Genomic DNA, 19,477 nt, shown 5'->3' with positions numbered 1-19,477 from the left:
CCATTGTGATGGTTATTCTGCAGGTAATTCAGTGCTTTTATAAATGGGATCGACCTCAAGTACTGGCGCTGCATCGAGTTCGTTGGCATCCATCATAGAGCCAATACGTTGCATTGATGATAAAAGCTGAGACTGTTCCCATTCTTCTAATGCGCAGAAATTTTGAATAAAATGCTCCTGCAATGGCTTTGGCGCTTCAAGTAAACAAGCCTTGCCCTCATCAGATAAATATAAACTAACCCGTCTTTTATCTTGCTCACTTCGGACTCTTTGAATTAAATTTCTGCTTTCTAAGCGGTCTAAAATGTTAGTCACAGTTGCAGCGCTCAAGTTGATATTTTTAGCCACTTGACTCGCTGTAACACCATTAATACCGGCGATTTCTTGCATGATCATTAATTGAGGCCCGGTTATACCAGACTTTTTATTCAACTGTTTTGAGTGCAAATCAATTGCTCGAATCACTTTACGTATCGATATTAATAGTTCTTCGTATTTTTCCATTGCTTCTTCTAGTTATTAGCCATGAGTGTAGGATAACACTAACCTTATTTTTTATCAGTCCATATTGTCTATTAGCAATAAGTCTTAGCTGCTTTCGAGTCGAATACTAACCATTTTCGCTTTTAAACAATAACCACTTTTCAAAAATGGAATTAACTCAAATGATTTATTTTCATGTCGTAAGAATTAGCGGTCATTAAGCTACTGTAAAATATCAGCTTGAAATTTGCTCGGTTGATCTTAGTGTAATAATTCTATAACATAATAGTTAGAGTACTAATTATTAGAGGTAGAATTAAATGCAAGGCGAAACCAGTTCATGTGACAGTCCCAGTTATCTGCAACAATTAACAACACGTTCAGTTGAAATAGCGAAACATACAGTGGGATTAATATGTTTATGGTTAATTCTTAGTACTTATATTTTTTATCCGCTAACTAAAATAAATAAGGCTGGTAAATAATGGAATATACCTATATTTCATTAGGGGTTTATTTTGTACTCATGTTAGCTATCGGTATCTACGCCGCAAAAACATCCACAGCTAATCTTTCTGAATATATGCTTGGCGGCCGCCAAGTTAGCCCTCAAGTGACCGCATTATCTGCTGGTGCATCTGATATGAGTGGTTGGATGCTAATGGGATTACCCGGTGCCATTTTTGTTTCAGGGTTTGATACTATTTGGGTTGCACTAGGCTTAGTGATTGGCGCATGGGCTAACTATAAACTTGTGGCGCCTAAGCTGCGTTTGTACACCGAAAAAACCAATGACTCGTTAACCTTGCCAGATTTTTTTGGTAAACGATTTGATAAAGAAAATGGTGTTATCCGCCTCATTTCAGCTGTAGTCATCATCATATTTTTCACTTTATACACCTCAGCAGGTCTTGTTGGCGGTGGTAAGTTATTTGAAACCGCGTTTGCAATGAACTATCAAACTGGCGTTGTTATTACCATGCTAGTGGTGGTGGCTTATACCTTGATGGGCGGCTTTTTAGCCGTAAGCATGACAGACTTTGTCCAAGGTGTGATTATGTTTATTGCCCTTATTTTAGTGCCTGTTGTGGCGTTCACGCATTTTGATAGTCCATCAAGTATGATGAATTATTCACTTGAGATGATTCCTTCTTTTAGTGAAAGCTTATCTGGTTTAACTCTGGTATCGCTGCTATCTAGCTTGGCATGGGGACTGGGCTATTTTGGTCAACCGCATATTATTGTTCGATTTATGGCGATAGACTCTGTTAAAAATATCAAAACAGCTCGCCGGATTGGTATGAGCTGGATGACAGTGACCATTATTGGCGCTTTAGCGACGGGTTTAACGGGGGTGGCTTATACGCGTAAATTTGAAGTCACGCTTGCCGATCCTGAAACTATCTTTATTTTCTTTTCTGAAGTGTTATTTCATCCTTTAATTGGCGGTTTTTTATTAGCGGCAATTCTAGCGGCGGTAATGAGTACCATTTCTTCACAATTGCTAGTGTCTTCAAGTTCACTGACAGAAGATATCTATCGTGCTTACAGCAAAAAAGCAGTATCTGATAAAACAGCGGTGAATATTGGCCGACTTTGCGTATTTGGTGTAGCTGTTGTGGCATCTTTTATCGCAATGAACCCATCGAGTAGTATTTTATCTATTGTCAGTAATGCTTGGGCAGGCTTTGGCGCGGCATTTGGTCCGCTGATTTTATTTAGTTTGTTATGGCAAAAGGTGACTTATGAAGGGGCATTAGCCGGCATAATTACTGGTACTGTGACGGTATTATTTTGGATTTTTGCACCTGTATTAGCTAATGGTGAAACCTTAAGCAGTTTAGTGTATGAAATGCTGCCGGGCTTTTTCATCAGTGCAGTATCGATTTGGTTAGTGAGTTTAATAACCAAAGCGCCATCTGCTGAGATCCAAAAAACATTTAAAGATGTTAATCATCAATTAATTCAACAATTATCATAAGGTCTACTCATGTCTATTAAATCCAATCAACGATTGGTGATAAAGGTGGGTAGTGCGTTAATTGCCCCTGAAAACAACGGTTGTAGTTCGCATCACCTGCTGAGTATTGCGCAATTTATACTTCGTTGTCGTAAGCAGGGAAAGCAAGTTATTTTGGTTTCTTCGGGTTCAGTTGCTGCTGGTCGTCAATGGATTGATATTAAATCACCGTCAATTGCCCTAAAAAAGGCCATGGCAGCAGCCGGACAAACCAATATGATGGCAGTTTGGGATAAGTTATTTGACTTTCCCACTGCGCAAATTCTTCTGACCCATGCTGATTTATGTAATAAAGAACGCTATGCCAGTATTAAAGAAACCATAGAATCCTTATTGGAGCATGGGGTATTACCTATCGTAAATGAAAACGATACGGTGACCTCTGAAGAGTTAAAAGTTGGCGATAACGATAATCTCGCTGCTATGGTTGCGGCATCAACAGGGGCAGATGGCTTAATCCTTTGTACTGACGTTGATGGATTGTTTGATAAAAACCCCCAGCAACATGCTGATGCTAAATTGATTAAAACCATTGATGTTATTGACGAGTCTATTTATCAAATGGCAGGCGGTGCAACCAGCTCAATGGGCACTGGCGGCATGCAAACCAAAATAGAGGCGGCTGAAAAAGCGGTTGCTCATGGCATTGATACTTATGTAGTTAATGGCTTTAATCATCAAACTTTTAGCGCCTTGCTGCAAGATGAAAACCCAGGCTCGCATTTTGTGTCTTGTAAAACCCCGATGTCACCAGAGCAGCATTGGATGACTCATACTGTCCGCGAGCGAGGTGAGGTGGTGATTGAAGATCAACATGCAGCGATTAGTCAGCATGATGATGTGATCACCAGTGCTAGTATTCTTTCGGTAAAAGGCGAGTTTGCAGTGGGTGATACTATTTTAATCCGCACTGATGATGGCTCACAAGTGGCAAAGGCCACATCTAATTACAGCAGTTGTTTGCTTAACTATCTCACTCAACAAGCTAACACGAGTGAAAATGTAGCTAGCCAACCACAAAACAACTCAATCATTTCACCGATAAATCTCGCCGTTTTGCAGAGAACATGAGTTTAATCTTAATATTATCAGCCAATGTATATCACGCCGCTAGGGCACTATTGTAATTGATGCAGTTGATGCAACTAAGTAACTGACTTAAATTACAAAAATAGCCTTTCTCGTTTGATTGTTGTAATAGATCCTATCGGGTTAAAGGGCTATTAATCACTTACTTTAAGTGGGTTGTTGCCTGTGTGTTTTTAACTTATTGACTCTTTCTCCATACTCACTTTCTTAGCACTTCTCTATCTGTTAATTATATGCACTTACCAATGGCTTATTCGCATCTAATTTATTGTCATAGTCTATGATTAAGGAACGACTCAAGGGAAAACCGAGGAGGTTACCATGGAAATGACACTGCGTTTTTTAGGGGCAACTCAAGAGGTAACAGGTTCCTGTCATTTATTAACTATCGACGGTAAACAAGTGTTGTTAGATTGCGGTTTAATTCAAGGTGGTAGAGCCGTTGAACTTCGGAATCATGAGCCGTTTGCTTTTGAGGCAAGCACTATCGATGCGGTGGTCTTAAGTCATGCCCATATTGATCATTCCGGCCGTTTGCCTTTATTAGCAAAGTTAGGTTTTGATGGCCCTATTTATACCAATAAAGCCACTGCTGAACTGTGCACTGTAATGCTAAAAGATGCCGCCATGCTGCAGCAGCGCGATAATGAACGGCTGAATAAGAAGCGTAAGAAACAACAGCTCGAACCAATCTCCGCTTTATTTGATCAACAAGATGTTGATAAGGCGATATCGCAGTTCGTGCCGCTCGATTACCAAGTCGAAAACCCAATCGTGCCCCATGTTAGTGTAAGACTGTTTGATGCTGGGCATATTTTAGGCTCGGCTATTGTTTCGTTACAACTAGGTGAGGGCTGTCAGCAGAAAGCCATAGTCTTTAGTGGTGATCTTGGCCGTGCAGGCATGCCGATTCTACGAGACCCTACCTTAATTGATAATGCTGATTTAGTCTTAATGGAAAGTACTTATGGTAACCGTTTACACCGTAGTTGGGATGAAACCATTGCTGAGTTAAAACAAATTTTTGCCAAAGCGATAACCGAAAGTCGCGGCAATATATTGCTACCAGCATTTTCGGTGGGGCGAGCACAAGAATTGCTGTATTTATTTCATTTGTATGCCAAAGAGTGGGATTTATCCCGTTGGAAAATTTGCTTAGATAGCCCGATGGCTATTGAGGCGACCCGAGTGTATATCAATAATTACCCGCTAATGGATGAAGACTTTAAACGCTTTACCCGCATGCATCCAGGTGAGCACCCACTATTATCTAATGTTGAGTTTACCCAAAGCACAGATGAGTCAATGCTGCTGAACGAAGTACATAAGGGGCTGATTATCATTGCCGGTAGCGGTATGTGTAACGGCGGGCGAATTCGTTGCCATTTCGAGCATAATTTATGGCGCCCAGAATGTGATGTCATTATTTGTGGTTATCAAGCAGAAGGCACGCCGGGCAGAGCGCTGGTAGATGGTCAGCCTGAACTGACTATTCGCGGAAAATCGGTTAAAGTTGCTGCTAAGTTGCATACCATAGGCGGCTTGTCTGCCCATGCCGATCAAGCTGAATTACTGCGCTGGTATCGTCATTTTAATCATCAACCACCATTGATATTAGTCCACGGTGAAACCACGGCGCAGCAAGGGTTAGTGGATGCAATACAGCAAGATAAATCATCTGCCCCCCAAGCGCTTGCGATAGCAGCCCATGGCGATAAACTGGATTTAAATGGCCTACCACAACTGGTTTGGTGTTGAATGGCGTTATCCAGCGGTGCTGTAATTGAGCAATGCTGTCATTGAGCAATAGTGTTTTGTGCTGACGTTGACTGCGAATGCACATTAATACATATGTTCATTACAGCCTTTCCCAATGACAAATTATCATTGTTGTTGCTTATGTCATTGCCACATGGATGATTATCAAGACTATAATGTCGCTATCCACTTTATCTGCGAAGCTCACTTGTGAAACATTGGTTTTTTTCAAAACAAACATTGCCGTTTATATTGTCATTGCTCTTTATTGGGCTAATGACCACCATTGCTATTATCTACAGTAAAAATAATTTCGTGGTTGACTCCAACCTAGATCGTCTCGTTCAACAAAATGCCCCATGGAAGGACAACTTAACTAAGACGGTAAATGAATTTGGCGACTCTGAAAATGGTCTGGTCATTGTGGTTTCTGGTGACAATCATCAGCAAGTACAAACTATGACTGAAGCGCTACAAGCAGACTTTTCTGCACAGCCCTTATTTAACGACGTATTTGCGCCAGCAACCTTGTCATGGCTTAAGCAGCAAGCCTTGTGGTTATTACCCGAGCAAGACTTTATTGATTTTAATGCCAATGTTGCCAGCATAATGCCAAAACTTCAGGCGGTCATGTCAGTTGAAGCTAATGGCACTACTGGGCAAAATGATGCTGGGATACAACTATTAGCACAATTAAATCATGCTATTGAAACTGATGACATTAAAGCCGCGAAGCTGTTAATTAACGTATTAAACCAACTGGCGGCAAAGCAGGGCAGTGTTGACTGGTTTGAGGTATTGATGCCACCAAGTCGTGGTACTATTTATCAAATTATCACCTTAAATGCACAGCCTCAAAACGATCAAAAACAGCCGAATAAATATATCATCGAAACCGCACAAAATATTATCCATCAATACAGTGATAATGACGCAGTGCAAATTCGCATTACTGGTCAGACGGCGTTGGACTATGATGAAATCAGTGACGCCAATAATAGCGTAACCTTAGCGGGGACCATGTCGCTGATAGGCTTGATTGTAGTATTGGGATTTGGTATTCGCTCTTTGCGCATAATCGTTGCCAGCTATGTGGCCGTGATTATTGGGTTGGTGTGGACGCTCGCACTTGGATTATTTTTGGTTGGTTCATACAACACCATTTCCATTGTATTTTTGGTGATGTTTATTGGTTTAGGTGTCGATTTTGCGATTCATTTTTGTCTGCGATTACGAGAAGAGCAAGCACTACAGCCTACCAATTATGCCAGCTTGATTGCGGCAATTCGCGGCACTTTTACGCCACTTAGTTTGTGCGCATTAACCTCTGCCATAGGGTTTCTTGGCTTTTATCCTACAGCTTATACCGGGCTTGCTGAATTAGGGGTTATTTCAGCGGCGGGGATGGCAATGGGGTTGCTGGCAACCTTTATCGTTATTCCGACTTTTTTCTTTATTTGTGGCTATCCTCGAGCGCATGGTTTTAAGGCTAACATAGCGACTGAAGAGGGTGATACTCAGTTCCAATATGCCAGCGACGATGATTTCTGGTTGCCTAAACATCACAAAATGGTAGTTTTTTTGGCCGTGATAGCCTTAGCTATTTCTGGCTATGGTGCCAGTAAAATGGAATTTGATTTCTCGACTTTGGTATTAAAATCGGTGAAGTCTGAATCGGTTAGAACCCTTGAAGAAATTCAACAACAAGGCTTAACCTCAAGCTATCAAATGATGATGCTAGCGACATCACGACAACAAGCGGCCAAGTGGCAATCACAATTGTCTGGTTTAGCTGAAGTGAGCAATGTGATTTCAATCAACTCTTTTTTAGCCACTGATCGCGCGTCCAAACAGGCAGCATTGTTGCAAACATTAGCAGCCGCCAATGCGCCAATAGAGTCATTAGATAGCCTTGCAAGCTTGCAACAAAACCTAGTCAGAGCTGATTATGCCCAAGGCGTGATTGCGCAACGTACCTTAGATTGGCTTAAAAATAATGATGAATTCACCCTTGTGAGTCAAATTAATCAACATGCATTGGCGCCATTACAAGTTATGCAGCAAAGTTTAACTCAGTTATTGCAAGCCCCAATTCCAAGCTATGATGATATTCCTACGGTGTTAGCTCAGCGATATAAAAACGAGCAATATTTATTAGTGGTGGCTTACCCTGCTGGCGATATGCGTGATGTGAAACAGCTGGATAGATTTATTAAGCTTGTACAAGACGTAGCGCCCAATGCAACCGGAAGACCTGTAGCCGAGCAGCAAGTGGGTAATATTATTATTAACGCATTTTTGCAGGCAATCACTTATTCACTATTACTGATAGCCGTCATTTTGTTGCTAGCGCTAAAACATAAGCGCGATGTTATTTTGACTTTTATACCGCTGTTATTAACCACCTTATCAACTATGGCTGTTGCCCATTGGAGTGGACAGGCGCTAAATATGGCCAACATCATTGTCATTCCATTGATATTTGGCTTGGGGGTCGATAATGGTATTCACATCGTTGAGCGCTTTCGGGCGGTGGGATCTGCGAGGGCCTTTTATCAATCATCAACCCCAAGAGCGGCAGTACTAAGTTCACTAACCACAATGGCGACCTTTGGTTCTTTGTTACTGGCCGATCACCGAGGTATGTATAGCATTGGTTTTTTACTCACCATCGCCATCGGCTTTCTACTTTTCTACAGTTTAACGGTATTACCCGCTTTATTGTTTAGTGTGAAAAAGATGCAGCCCGGCTATTCGTTAAAATAAGCTTATTATGGTCTTTGCTTAAATTTTTATTATTTAAAAATGCTGATAGGGACATTGGCTTGTTTAATCCTGATGCAAATCTTAAGCGATACTCAATAATAACTAGCACTTAAGCTAAAAACGTAAGCAAGCCATTTTCATCGCCAATATTTTACTGTCGAATTTCTACATATCACCAGCGTGTTTTTTACATGTTACTTTTGTGCTTTATAAATAACCTCTGTGCCTAAAATTGTAAATTTGTAATACAAAAGGCTACTATTCCTAACAGTGCTGATAATAGGTTGGTAACAACTTGTGGCGCCCTTGCTTACATATCAAGGGGTTTACGCTCTTATGTTGAACGAATGCGTAACATTTGCAAGCAAATAGGCGGTAAATTAGCGAGTTTTTGCTGTGGTTTATATCATTTTGATCTAGATCTCAATTTACAAACCTGTGCTATTTTACAATATTGTATTACTTATTAAGGCTGTTAATTGAATTTATACTGGGTACATGAGTGGCTTTTTAATTCGATGTATCATAGCTATGATGTGAGGGTTTATTGTAATGACTGCTAAAAATCTGCTTTTGTGTGGCTGTGTCGCTCTGTTTACTTGCTCTACCGTTTCTGCTGCATCATTTAACGTTCGTCAAGAATTTCGAGCTGAGTCTGGTGAGTCGACTCGGGTCAAAATAGGTAGCAGTATTGGTAATTTTAATTATAGTGGCGAGTTAAAATTTAAGCCTGTAGATGGTTCTGATAGGAAGTCTAGCCAAAATAATGGTTGGGAGTTAGGTTTAGATTATCGCTTTAAAATTAACGATAACTGGACCATAGTGCCAGGGATGCCCATTGAGGCCCGTGAAAAAGGAATGACCTATAAACCGCAAATTCGAGTAAACTATGCCGTTGACAGCATTCAAGGTTTAACCATTACAGCTCGTTATCGTCATGACTTTTATAGAAATAATTCCGATGTTGATAAGCAGCGTCATCGATTGACCACAGGTTTTGGTTATACCACTCACGATTGGAAATTTGGTTTTGAAGCTGATTTATATAAGGCCGTTGATTACAATATTTATGACAATGGTGATACCAATTATGAGTTGAATCTAACCGTAGCTCGTAAGATAGGCCAGTGGACACCTTATGTTGAATTTGGTGATATTAATGTCAGTAATGATAGCCCTGATCGTGAGCTACGTACTCGAATAGGGTTAACTTATAGTTATTAAGATATAATAATTTCATCCAGCGTTAGTGGTCATTTAGTTTTATCAATATATTCACTAAGCTTAGGAATGAAGGTTTATCTGCAAAGGTAAGCTTTCTGCAAACTGATATCGCTTTAGATAGTTATTGAAAAGTTAATTCCTATCACGACAGATAATTATTCTGATTAACCTTTAAAACTGAATCAGTTAAAAAGGGCGGTTAATGCTACTGGTGTTGATGACGTATCAGGTTGTGAAAATCGAGCTTCAAATTTATCGATAGTTTCAGGTTTGCCACACAAATATCCTTGATAGTGACTGCAGCCTTCTTTTGATAAAATCTGTCGCTGTGATTCATCTTCTACCCCCTCAGCTATCACGGTTAAACCCAAATTATGTGCCATTGCTATGATGGTGCGGACAATTTCTTGATCGCACTTATCTTCAACCAAACCATCGACAAAAGATTTATCTATTTTAAGTTGGAAAAGAGGTAATTTTTTCAAATATTGTAAAGATGAGTAGCCGGTTCCAAAGTCATCCAGTGAAAACTGAATGCCTAATGCAGCAATTTGGTTCATTTTTACTATGGTTTTATCGATATCATTTAATAGAATTGATTCGGTTAATTCTAGCTTCAGTAATTCAGGGCGAACCTTATGGTATGTTAATGCGGATTTTATTGTTGCGACAAAATTGTCTTGGAGAAATTGTCTCGCACTGACATTGATCGCTAAGGTGAGTGATTCAGTTGAGCTATTTTGCTGCCATAATTGCAGTTGTGCACAGGCGGCGTCTAATACCCAATGACCAATTGAAATAATCGAACCATTTTGCTCTGCAACGGGAATAAACTCTACCGGAGGAACAAGACTCCTGTTGGGGTGATTCCAGCGCAATAGCGCTTCAGCACCTAATGGATTGTTATGCTTGTCTACTTGAACTTGGTAATAAAGTTCAAATTGTTTATTTTCAATAGCATGATTTAATTCTGCTTCTAGCGCGACGCGATTAGAGATATTGGCTTGCATTTGGGGGTCAAAAAATCGCATTGAATTGCGGCCATCGTCTTTAGCTTTATACAAGGCGATATCGGCTTGTTTCAGTAATTCATCAACGGAGGTATTTTTGTTTTTAACTAAAGTAATACCAATACTGGTGCTAATGGAATAATCATGGCCATTTAGTTGATAGGGTAAATTAATTGAGGCGAGTATTTTTTTGGCAATATCTTTGCTTTGCGTGGCAGCTATAGTGGATTTACCACTTAATGCTTCAATTAAAATTACGAATTCATCGCCGCCAAAACGAGATACTGTATCGCTTTCTCTAATGCACTGTACCAGCCGTTTTGCCACTTTTTTTAGGAGTATGTCTCCCATATCATGGCCTAAGGTATCATTGAGGGTTTTGAAATTATCAAGGTCTAAAAACAGTAATGCCCCTTTTTGGTTATGACGGCTGTTTGTTAATAAAGAATGATTGAGGCGGTCCATAAGTAAACGACGGTTTGGCAGTCGAGTTAATGGGTCAAAATAAGCTAAATCGGCAATTTTTTTCTCAGCTTGTTTATTAAGGGTGATATCACAGATGGTGCCGACATAATTGGTAATGACAGAATTATTATCAGTGACCGCAGTGATAGTGAGCTTTTGTGGGTAGATATCGCCATTTTTTTTCTTATCCCAAACTTCACCCTCCCAATAACCGTGCTCTTTGATTATTTTCCACATCTGTAGGTAAAACGGCTTTTTGTGTTTGCCGGAAGATAAAATACTCGGATTTTGACCAAGGACCTCATCGGCATCATATCCGGTAATCCTAGAAAAGGCGCGATTTACGCGTAATATTTTGTTATTGGTATCAGTGACCAGCATGCCTTCTTGGGTTTCAAAAGCGGTTGCAGCAATCCGCAAATCTTCATGCGTTTTTCTCAGGCTACTATCACGGTTAAATAAGTTTCTTAGGACCATTGTGGCTGTAATGCAGCCTGACAAAATCGTAAATAGTGAAAATGCAGTAAATAGGGTCCACAATGTAGTTTGTGACTTTTCACTTCTTTGTTGAGCCTGTATTACTAAATTAGCCGCTTTGTTTGAAGAGTAGTCAACGATATAGTCCATTCTATTCATTAAAGCTTGATACAAGGGGGTAGCCTGATTTTTTATCAGTTTTTCAGCATTTGTAATGTCATGGTTTATAAGCAATTCAATAATATCTTGTTGAATGCGCTGAAGCTGTAAAGTAAATGAAATTGCCTCAGTGACTTTGGTCATATCACCTAAAAAATTTGTTTGGATGATGTTTAAATTATCAGCCAATGTAGTTTGTATTTTGTCGGTCTCAACAACAAAGGTGTCACGCCTAATATTACTTTGGTCAATGAGGCCATAGAGTAGCTGGTTTCTTAGGGTTGTAATTGATTGTCGTGAAATATGCGCAGCGGCGTTGACTTGAAAAGGGTGTTGGTAGATTTTATTGGTTTGAGAAGTAAAGTCATGTATCTCATTGTTTAATTGAAATGCGAATGACAGCAAACCGGCAAAAACAAAGGTATATCCTGACAATGTAATCAATAAAAGTTTGGCATAAGGCCTTAAAAATTGTCCTAATGACATAAAGCATCCCGAATCCATTCATAAGCTTATAATAAACTATAGTCGCAACTACCTCATTATGCGGGTAATTCACCAATAATATTTAAAAAACTCGAGCTAGCGCTCATTTGCATTTCAAAATCGCTTATATTTTCCTAAACCAGTGATGAAAAACTTAATCTAAATGAGCTTTATGCCATTAGTTATACTTTCTTATGTCCAACTATTCTGTTAAATCACAAATAATAACCACTAGGAAATATTGCTTATTTCTATGCTGGCGACTTGGTTTCTTCCATTCGATTTAGCAAGATACAGTTGCTTATCAGCAAGTTCCAATAACATACCTTGCTGCATATCCTTATGAGGTACAACGGTAGCTACGCCTGCACTGATGGTGATGTAGTCTGATACATTTGAAAAGCCGTGTTCGATTTTTAGGGCGTTGATGTTATCGACAATTGATTTGGCTTTATGTTCAGCGCCACAAAAATCAGTTTGTGGCAAAATACACACAAATTCTTCACCGCCGTAACGTGCCACTAAATCACAAGGACGTTTCAGTGTCTGTTGTATTGTTTTGGCAACCTGGGCTAGGCAGTTATCTCCTTGCTGGTGGCCATAGTTATCGTTGTATTGCTTAAAGACATCAATATCTAACAGGATGATGGAAATAGGCTCTTTTTCACGAACACAATGGCGCCAATTTGCGGCAAAACGCTGGTCAAACTGGCGTCTGTTAGCGACACCCGTTAACGCATCGTACATGGCAAAAGAGCGCAATAAATCCGATTGCTGTTTGAGCCTCAATTGATTTTTAACTCGGGTTTTGGTGATGATGGGGTTAATAGGTTTATGAATAAAATCTACTGCGCCAAGTTGAAGTCCTTTTACCTCAGTGGCTTCTTCAAAATGAGCTGTAATAAATATAACGGCGATATTGGCCGTGAGTGGATTCGCTTTGAGTTGTTTGCATACTTCAAAACCATTTACTGTCGGCATTTCTATATCAAGTAATACCATATCTGGTTGTAAACCCATGCATACGTCGATGACTTGATCGCCATCGGTCGCCATGAAAATATCATAGTCTTCTTGCAATAATTTTTTAATTATTTTGACATTAACAATTTGGTCATCGACCACCAAAATTTTGCCTTTAACGTCATGTTGGGACACAATGAGGTCTGAAATTTCCATTTATAACCCTTCTATAATCCCATTTACGCGAACTAATTAGGGCTGCTAACACAGCGCTACTGTTAGTCGAGTAAATGCTGATTTTCTATTAGTTTAATAAGCTCAATCCTTGCTCTACTAAATTAATATTAGCAAACATCCTTTAAAAAGCATCAGCGTTAGTTATGTTTCGGCGAAATAGCGGTTTTAACTAATCCCATAGGAAGCGTGATGGTTTAGTTTTACCGAGTGGTTAGACTGTTGTTAGCTCTTTATTGATTAGTTCAACTGTGGTGACTTCACATTAGGTATCTCGAGATAGCGGTAATATCAGTAGCGATACTTTTTAGAACTTAAAGTGAGATAAAAATCCTATTTTTGAAATTATATGGGGTATTAAAAGCTTAATCCAATGGAGGAAATGCTTATCAATCAGTGAACGTTTTTGTACAGCTCAATAGACAGAAAAACATCTAAATCACCTTTAACTAGCAGGCAAAGTAGCAGAAAGTGGAAGATCAATTTGTCAGTGGCATTATTACTTGGTAACAGTGGCAGTAATTGTGGTTATTGCTCTATTAAATGAACCTAATGATGGTTAAATGAATAGGTTTATTTCGCATATTTTCTATTTAGCTTTTATTTATGAGCATTTAAGTACTTGATTTAGCTAGAAATTAATTTAACCTGTTTAAGCATTTAGTCATGGTTTTCAAAATGAGTCGCTTGCAAAAAATGACGCTCTACCGCAGCTTGGTAGGGCGCATCTATGCCTACGTAAGCGGGACCAAAAGCCTGTAAGCCTTTTTCGGTGACAAACTCTTTTGGTGCTGGCAGTACTATAACGGCAACATTGACGCCATAACTGACATTGGGGTTAGTGATAGGGCAATTGCTATCCATGTCTAGGCAGCAAATTAAATCAGGAATAGTGACATCCACAACGCCATTTAAGCGACTGACTAAATTCTCATTTTTTACTTCAATATGGTAACGGTCATTGAGATGTTGGCCTGTGCCGTCAATAAATATGTCTCCAAGAGTGAAACCGTCTTGGGTTTTAAATTGATATTTAGCAACTGAGCCTCTAAAGGCCACATAGCCTCCACCATGGCTGGCAATGGCATCGGCGATATCTTGGTTGTTTTCTTTGGCTAACCGGTAGGCTTTACCTATTTCAAGTGACTTAGATATGGTGCCTTTAATCACCGCATCTTTAACCTGCTCTATGGGCATCGCATGATCGATAGCAGCAATGTCGTTACGGCTTATCATCGATAAGGCTCTTACCACGTTTTCGGCGCGTAAATCATCAATAACATTTTCACAAATAAAGCATTCGCCAAACTCGTTGGCGGTGACAATGGGCGCAGCAGGGATGTTATTGAAATAGTAGGTTGAATGGGTTATTTCAGGTACCGCACGACCTGCCACATCGGCGTCAATAATATAGCCATTAGCCATGGCGGCCACGTAAAACGAAATAGCGGTATTTGAGCCGCCTAATTCACAGCAAATGGTGCCATAAAACTCATCGCCAGTGTATTTTTCTAACCGTCTAAATGCGGTCATAATCGATGAGCTGCTGCTTTTAGGTAAGCGGGTATATTGCTGTTCTTCTTCAGGTGTCATTGGTGATAATGCCCCTAGCATATAGGGGGTGCAAATCTTTTTGCCCTGGGGCACATCATCAACACTAACAAGCTTAAATGTCTTACCTTCAGCCAGTGCTTTATCAATATAGTAAAAGCCTTCATCTAGCTCACCGCCACCGCCTGTGCCTAATATAGCGCAGCCGTGCAAGATATCTGATAGGTCAACTCTTGTTAGTGTTTTCATAAATAATAGCTCTTAAACTTAAACTTTTTATGGTGTTGATCTTATGCCAACGCTGCAAAATTTGTGTTCCATTTGTGCCGCGAAGCAAAAACATTCCTATGTATTTACTGGCTTAAGCAATGGATTTTTTTGCAAAAGCTTGCATCAATAAATAGTAGGTTGGCGCGGTGACTAAAATGGCGTCGCATACTTCAATACCTGTGATGGTGATTAGGCCATGATTGGTCAGCATTGAGGTTGCAATTCCCACAGCCCAGGCGATAACGGCAAGGTAATTAACCGCCGCAACTTGGCTTAATTCACTTAACAGGTAAGATTGTTTATTACGTACGATGAAAAAATCCACCACATAAATCGCCGCAACAGGGGTGAAGATAATCGATAGGCTAAATAAGAAGTCAGTAAAATTAGCCAGTAAATTAAATGAAGCGATAATCGTGCCTAATACGCCTGAAACCACGATGATTTTCCATTCTTTCCAGCTAATATTTATGGCGTTAAAACCCAGCGCGGCGCTGTATAAATTGACCACGTTGGTGACCCAGCTCGACATGATGAGCAAGATAAACGCTAAAGTGCCAATGCCTAATGTGAGCATGACAGCCAGAATATCACTTTGTTGCACCGCAATACCTGCCATGGCTGCAGCGATATAAACGAAGCTGTTGAGTACTAAAAATGGCAGAAATGAAGCGATAATGGTGTCATTGGTGGTTTTTGCAAACCGGCTAAAGTCAGGCATTAATACCACGCTGACAATAAAACTGCCGACAACGGCTGATACCGCTTCACCAAAGGTGAGTTCAATGCTGTTAAACTGAGTAACTGCATCTGGGGCGATGACATAACCGACACTTTTATAGAGCATATAAGCCACTAACATAAATAGAATCGGCACGAATAAACTGGACAGCTTTTCAATCAGCTTAAAGCCCCAAATAGTGGTGAGGGTAATTAACATTCCGGCTGATACTTCTAATAGCCACAATGGCACTGTCACAGTAAATAACTGTTGAAACAGGGCTTGAGAGACTTCGCTAAACAGATTGATGTTAACCCCATACCAACCCAGTAAAGATAATACAAACGCAAGGCTGAGCAGGTTTGCTCCTTTGCGGCCAAAGACAAATTTCATGGTCATGCATGAGGTTAGGCGGTTGTGCATGCCAACTAAGCCAGTGACAGTGCCAAGTACTGACAAAATAATGCCGCCAATAATAAAGGCGTAAATACTTTGGCTAAGGCCTAACGCGCCGCCAAGCTCAAGCCCGGTGATTAGACCCGGCACGGCAAATGCCAATCCACCGTTTATCATGCCAATGCGCACGCCGCCGACGGTTTTATCTTGCGGCACGGGGCGAGTGGCATAATCATCAAATAGATCATTGTTTGCACTATTTTTAGAGCTATATTCAGAGCTATATTCAGAGCTTGGCTTAGGGCTGTGTTCTTGGTTGTTTCTTGCGCAGTATTCAGCGCTAGGTGTCAGACGGTTAGGCATAAGTTCTACTTGTAAAAATAGGCCCCTAATCTAGAGGCCTGTATGGGAGTGACGATGTCTTGCCTTAGAAATTATAAATCGCTTCGATACCATATGTTCTCGGTTTATTAGGCATGCGGGCTAAATCGGTTACGCCATCACCATAAAAGAAGATATCTTCAATGGTGCGCTCGTCAGTTAAGTTATTGACATATAGCTGCACTGTCCAATCGTCAGACTTCAAACCGACCCCAGCATTAATTGAGGTGAAGGTTGACGAAGTAACATGTGGGATTTCAATATCAAAATATTGTGGCCCTTGCACCTGAATATCAGCTCGAGATACCAGTGACCAGTTTGAGCTAATAGGGAAATAATGATCTGCAGATAAACTATAAGTATATTCTGGCACCCATACTTGTGATTCACCTTCAAGCTCAGGTCTATCTGTAAACTCTTTTATTTCTGAGTCAATATAACCTGCATTAAAACGTACATTGAGGTTTTCTGTCGCAGCCCAGCCTAATTCGATTTCAGCGCCTTTAGTGAGCACGTCATCAATGGCGAGGTTTTCAAGGGTAAAGCTGTCGACATTAAATTGGGTAATTTGTGCATCAGATTGGGAGATGACAAATAACGCACCGTTTAAGGTCAGTTTATTTGAGAATAGGGTGGTTTTAAAACCCGCTTCGTAGCTGTCAGACACTTCCTGATTGTAAACACGGTTTATACCTTCTGCGGGCTCGTTAAAGCCTCCACTTCTAAAACCTTTTGAGTAGCCAGTATAAAGCAGCAACTCCTCATTCATTTGATAAGCTAAAGTCACCTTAGGTTGCCATTGGCTAAAGGTATCCTCTGCAAACGTATCAACAGGGAAGTTAGGGTCGTAAGACTCACGTTTGTCGCTATCAAAACGTAGCGCTGCCGTTAATTCTAACTTGTCAGTAATGTCGTAGTTAATTTGACCTGATAATGCCCAGGCTTTGCTGCTGTTTTTATCGGCGATGGTTAGATACATCATCTCATCGGTAAAATCGTCTCTGTCTAGCGGCACATCGCCTAAGAAGTCGTCAAAGAAGTTAATGCTGTTGTCACGTTTCTTGTCTTGATAGAAAGCTGACACTGCCCATCTTAAATCCTGATCACTTTGAGAAGTAAAGCGTGATTCAACCGTCAGTGATTTCACATCAAATAAGCCTTCAGTGCCAAAAGGGGCACGGAAAAAATCATCTTCATCAATAAAGGTCGGGTCGGCGGAGTAATCGCCATCGTAAAAGTGTTTGTTTTCAGAGCTACTGTAAGCAGTGATAAAGTCAAAGGTACCTAAGTCATAATGCTGGGTAAGTTTGGCGCTGACTTCATATACATCACGTTGGTCGTTATTACGGATGTTTTGCGAGGTGCCAATATCAAAGTCTTCCGCGCTGTCTTCAGTGACGCCTTGATAATAAGCAAAGCCGGAATCGCTGGTGGTGTAACGGCCGCGCAGGTTTAAACTGGTGTCGTCTGTGAGATCAAATTCAAGCTGGGCAAACACTGAGTCTTCTGAAAAGTAATCTGCTGGCTCATCTAAAAACACATTATCAATTAAGCCATCAGAGTTTTTGGTATAACCGCCAACACGGAAAAATGCGCTGCTGTCATCATTAAGCGCGCCCGATACCACGCCATTTAAATTATAGGTATTGCCGTTACCGTATGAGCCTTTAATGGTGCCTTCTAACTCTTCGGTTGGTTTTTTGGTGGTGACAATCACTGCGCCGCCAATGGCGCCTTTACCGTAAAGTGCACCCTGTGCACCGCGCATGACTTCAATACGCTCAATGTCGACTAAATCTTGGTTAATAAATTCTAAATCGGGTGCGGTGACCCCATCAACCACAAAAGCCAGCGGCGCATCGCCCACTTGCGGGGTAATTAAGCCGCGGATAGTGATACGGGCAAGGCCAGGTCTGAAGTTGTCCAACTGGCTTAAGTTAGGGGTGAGGTCGGCAACATCTCTAAAATTCTCAATACGCTGGTTTTGGATCATATCAGCACTAAAAGCGGTTACCGAGTCGGGTACATTCTGTAAGGTTTCTACACGGCCACGAGCACTAATCTCGATGCGCTCAATTCCGCTAGTGGCTTCAACAGTTTGTGGCTCATTGTCCTCAGCGTGGGCTGAACTAACAAGCGATAAACCCACCGCAGTGGCTAATATTGATTTTGCGAAAAAACGACGATTAGTATGACTCATATTTTGGCCCTCATAGGCTTCCTTGCATAAATATGTAGTTATTATGCATTTGTGTGATCCGTTATAACCATTGTGGGACTTTGGCAGAAAATAATATTTTGTAATGCAGCAAAAATGCAGTAAAAATTTGTCGCTTTGAGAGGAAACACGGGACATTTTGCAAATTAATCATGGATAATCCACTATAGGTAGCGAAAACCATAGATAAAATAACACTAGGTTTCTGAAAATGAAAAAGAAAGTAAAGATTGATAGTTACAACAAAAAAATATTGGCGACCCTACATCTTGAGGGGGATTTGACCAATATTGAATTAGCTGAAAAAGTAAACCTTTCACCTAGTGCTTGTTTTCAGCGAGTTAAATCGTTAAAAGAAGCCGGCTATTTCAGAACCTTTCATGCGGATGTGAATTTAGAGCAGATTTGTGAGCACGTGATGGCCTATGTGGAGTTTACCTTAACCGATAACACAGCACCGTCGCGGCGACGCTTTGTTAGTGCTATTCAAGATATTCCAGAATTTATGGATTGCATGCAGCTTGCTGGTGATGTGGATTATATGTCGTTAAGTTGCTTTCCCAATATCAAAAAACTCAATGAGATCTGTACCGAGCTTTCAGACAGATCAGAGCTAAGTATCAAAAATATTAAGACCCGTATCGTACTTGAACGCAGTAAGTGGTTTTTAGGCTATCCGTTATCAAGTTTGAAGTGGTTAGATGATAATGGTCAAGATGTAGACCGTGGCGCTGAGTAAGCTTAATAGCTATGCAGTGTTTTTTGTTTGCTATATAAAACAGTGATAAAAGTATCATGGTTTTAAT

The 19,477-nt window shown here is 40.5% G+C and carries 12 protein-coding genes; 6 read left to right on the top strand and 6 right to left on the bottom strand.

Features of this window, described 5'->3' with window-relative positions; genetic code table 11:
• Positions 1 to 12 precede the first annotated feature (12 nt).
• Entirely contained in the window at positions 13 to 504 is a 492-nt protein-coding gene (locus Q4533_RS04255; RefSeq protein ID WP_076543138.1) for a MarR family winged helix-turn-helix transcriptional regulator, read from the bottom strand.
• Between the two features lie 463 nt (positions 505 to 967).
• Here Q4533_RS04255 and putP point away from each other — a divergent pair, with 463 nt between their 5' ends.
• The 5 genes from putP (at position 968) to Q4533_RS04230 (ending at position 9,340) form a co-directional block, all read left to right on the top strand.
• Positions 968 to 2,464, top strand: a complete 1,497-nt coding sequence (putP, locus tag Q4533_RS04250; RefSeq protein WP_303502010.1) for a sodium/proline symporter PutP — start codon at positions 968 to 970, stop codon at positions 2,462 to 2,464.
• 9 nt (positions 2,465 to 2,473) lie between these two features.
• Positions 2,474 to 3,574 carry a glutamate 5-kinase gene (proB, locus tag Q4533_RS04245; protein WP_102437067.1) on the top strand — a complete coding sequence of 367 codons (1,101 nt, stop codon included), beginning with the start codon at positions 2,474 to 2,476 and terminating at the stop codon, positions 3,572 to 3,574.
• A 339-nt stretch (positions 3,575 to 3,913) separates the two neighbouring features.
• Positions 3,914 to 5,350: an MBL fold metallo-hydrolase RNA specificity domain-containing protein gene (locus tag Q4533_RS04240; RefSeq protein WP_303502008.1), complete on the top strand. Its 1,437-nt coding sequence runs from the start codon at positions 3,914 to 3,916 to the stop codon at positions 5,348 to 5,350.
• A 210-nt stretch (positions 5,351 to 5,560) separates the two neighbouring features.
• A complete protein-coding gene (locus tag Q4533_RS04235) occupies positions 5,561 to 8,116 on the top strand; it encodes an MMPL family transporter (protein WP_303502005.1) in 2,556 nt (851 codons plus the stop codon).
• 552 nt (positions 8,117 to 8,668) lie between these two features.
• Positions 8,669 to 9,340 carry an oligogalacturonate-specific porin KdgM family protein gene (locus Q4533_RS04230; protein ID WP_102437072.1) on the top strand — a complete coding sequence of 224 codons (672 nt, stop codon included), beginning with the start codon at positions 8,669 to 8,671 and terminating at the stop codon, positions 9,338 to 9,340.
• Between the two features lie 182 nt (positions 9,341 to 9,522).
• Here the strand turns inward: Q4533_RS04230 and Q4533_RS04225 are convergent, their stop codons facing one another.
• From Q4533_RS04225 to Q4533_RS04205, 5 genes are all read right to left on the bottom strand, one after another.
• On the bottom strand, positions 9,523 to 11,937 hold the full coding sequence (locus Q4533_RS04225) for a bifunctional diguanylate cyclase/phosphodiesterase (RefSeq protein WP_303502003.1): 2,415 nt from the start codon (positions 11,935 to 11,937) through the stop codon (positions 9,523 to 9,525).
• A 231-nt stretch (positions 11,938 to 12,168) separates the two neighbouring features.
• A complete protein-coding gene (locus Q4533_RS04220) occupies positions 12,169 to 13,116 on the bottom strand; it encodes a diguanylate cyclase (protein WP_303445593.1) in 948 nt (315 codons plus the stop codon).
• 678 nt (positions 13,117 to 13,794) lie between these two features.
• Positions 13,795 to 14,934: a DUF917 domain-containing protein gene (locus Q4533_RS04215; RefSeq protein ID WP_303502001.1), complete on the bottom strand. Its 1,140-nt coding sequence runs from the start codon at positions 14,932 to 14,934 to the stop codon at positions 13,795 to 13,797.
• A gap of 112 nt (positions 14,935 to 15,046) precedes the next feature.
• On the bottom strand, positions 15,047 to 16,435 hold the full coding sequence (locus Q4533_RS04210) for a cytosine permease (RefSeq protein WP_102476437.1): 1,389 nt from the start codon (positions 16,433 to 16,435) through the stop codon (positions 15,047 to 15,049).
• 64 nt (positions 16,436 to 16,499) lie between these two features.
• Positions 16,500 to 18,653: a TonB-dependent receptor gene (locus tag Q4533_RS04205; protein ID WP_303501998.1), complete on the bottom strand. Its 2,154-nt coding sequence runs from the start codon at positions 18,651 to 18,653 to the stop codon at positions 16,500 to 16,502.
• A gap of 229 nt (positions 18,654 to 18,882) precedes the next feature.
• Here Q4533_RS04205 and Q4533_RS04200 point away from each other — a divergent pair, with 229 nt between their 5' ends.
• Complete coding sequence (locus tag Q4533_RS04200) at positions 18,883 to 19,410, top strand: Lrp/AsnC family transcriptional regulator (RefSeq protein WP_102437084.1); 528 nt, start codon at positions 18,883 to 18,885, stop codon at positions 19,408 to 19,410.
• Positions 19,411 to 19,477: the final 67 nt, after the last annotated feature.

It is taken from the genome of Shewanella sp. 6_MG-2023, assembly GCF_030547195.1.
Classification (GTDB): domain Bacteria; phylum Pseudomonadota; class Gammaproteobacteria; order Enterobacterales; family Shewanellaceae; genus Shewanella.
The sequence above is the reverse complement of the archived record's forward strand: the minus strand, read 5'-3'. Positions and strand labels throughout refer to the sequence as shown.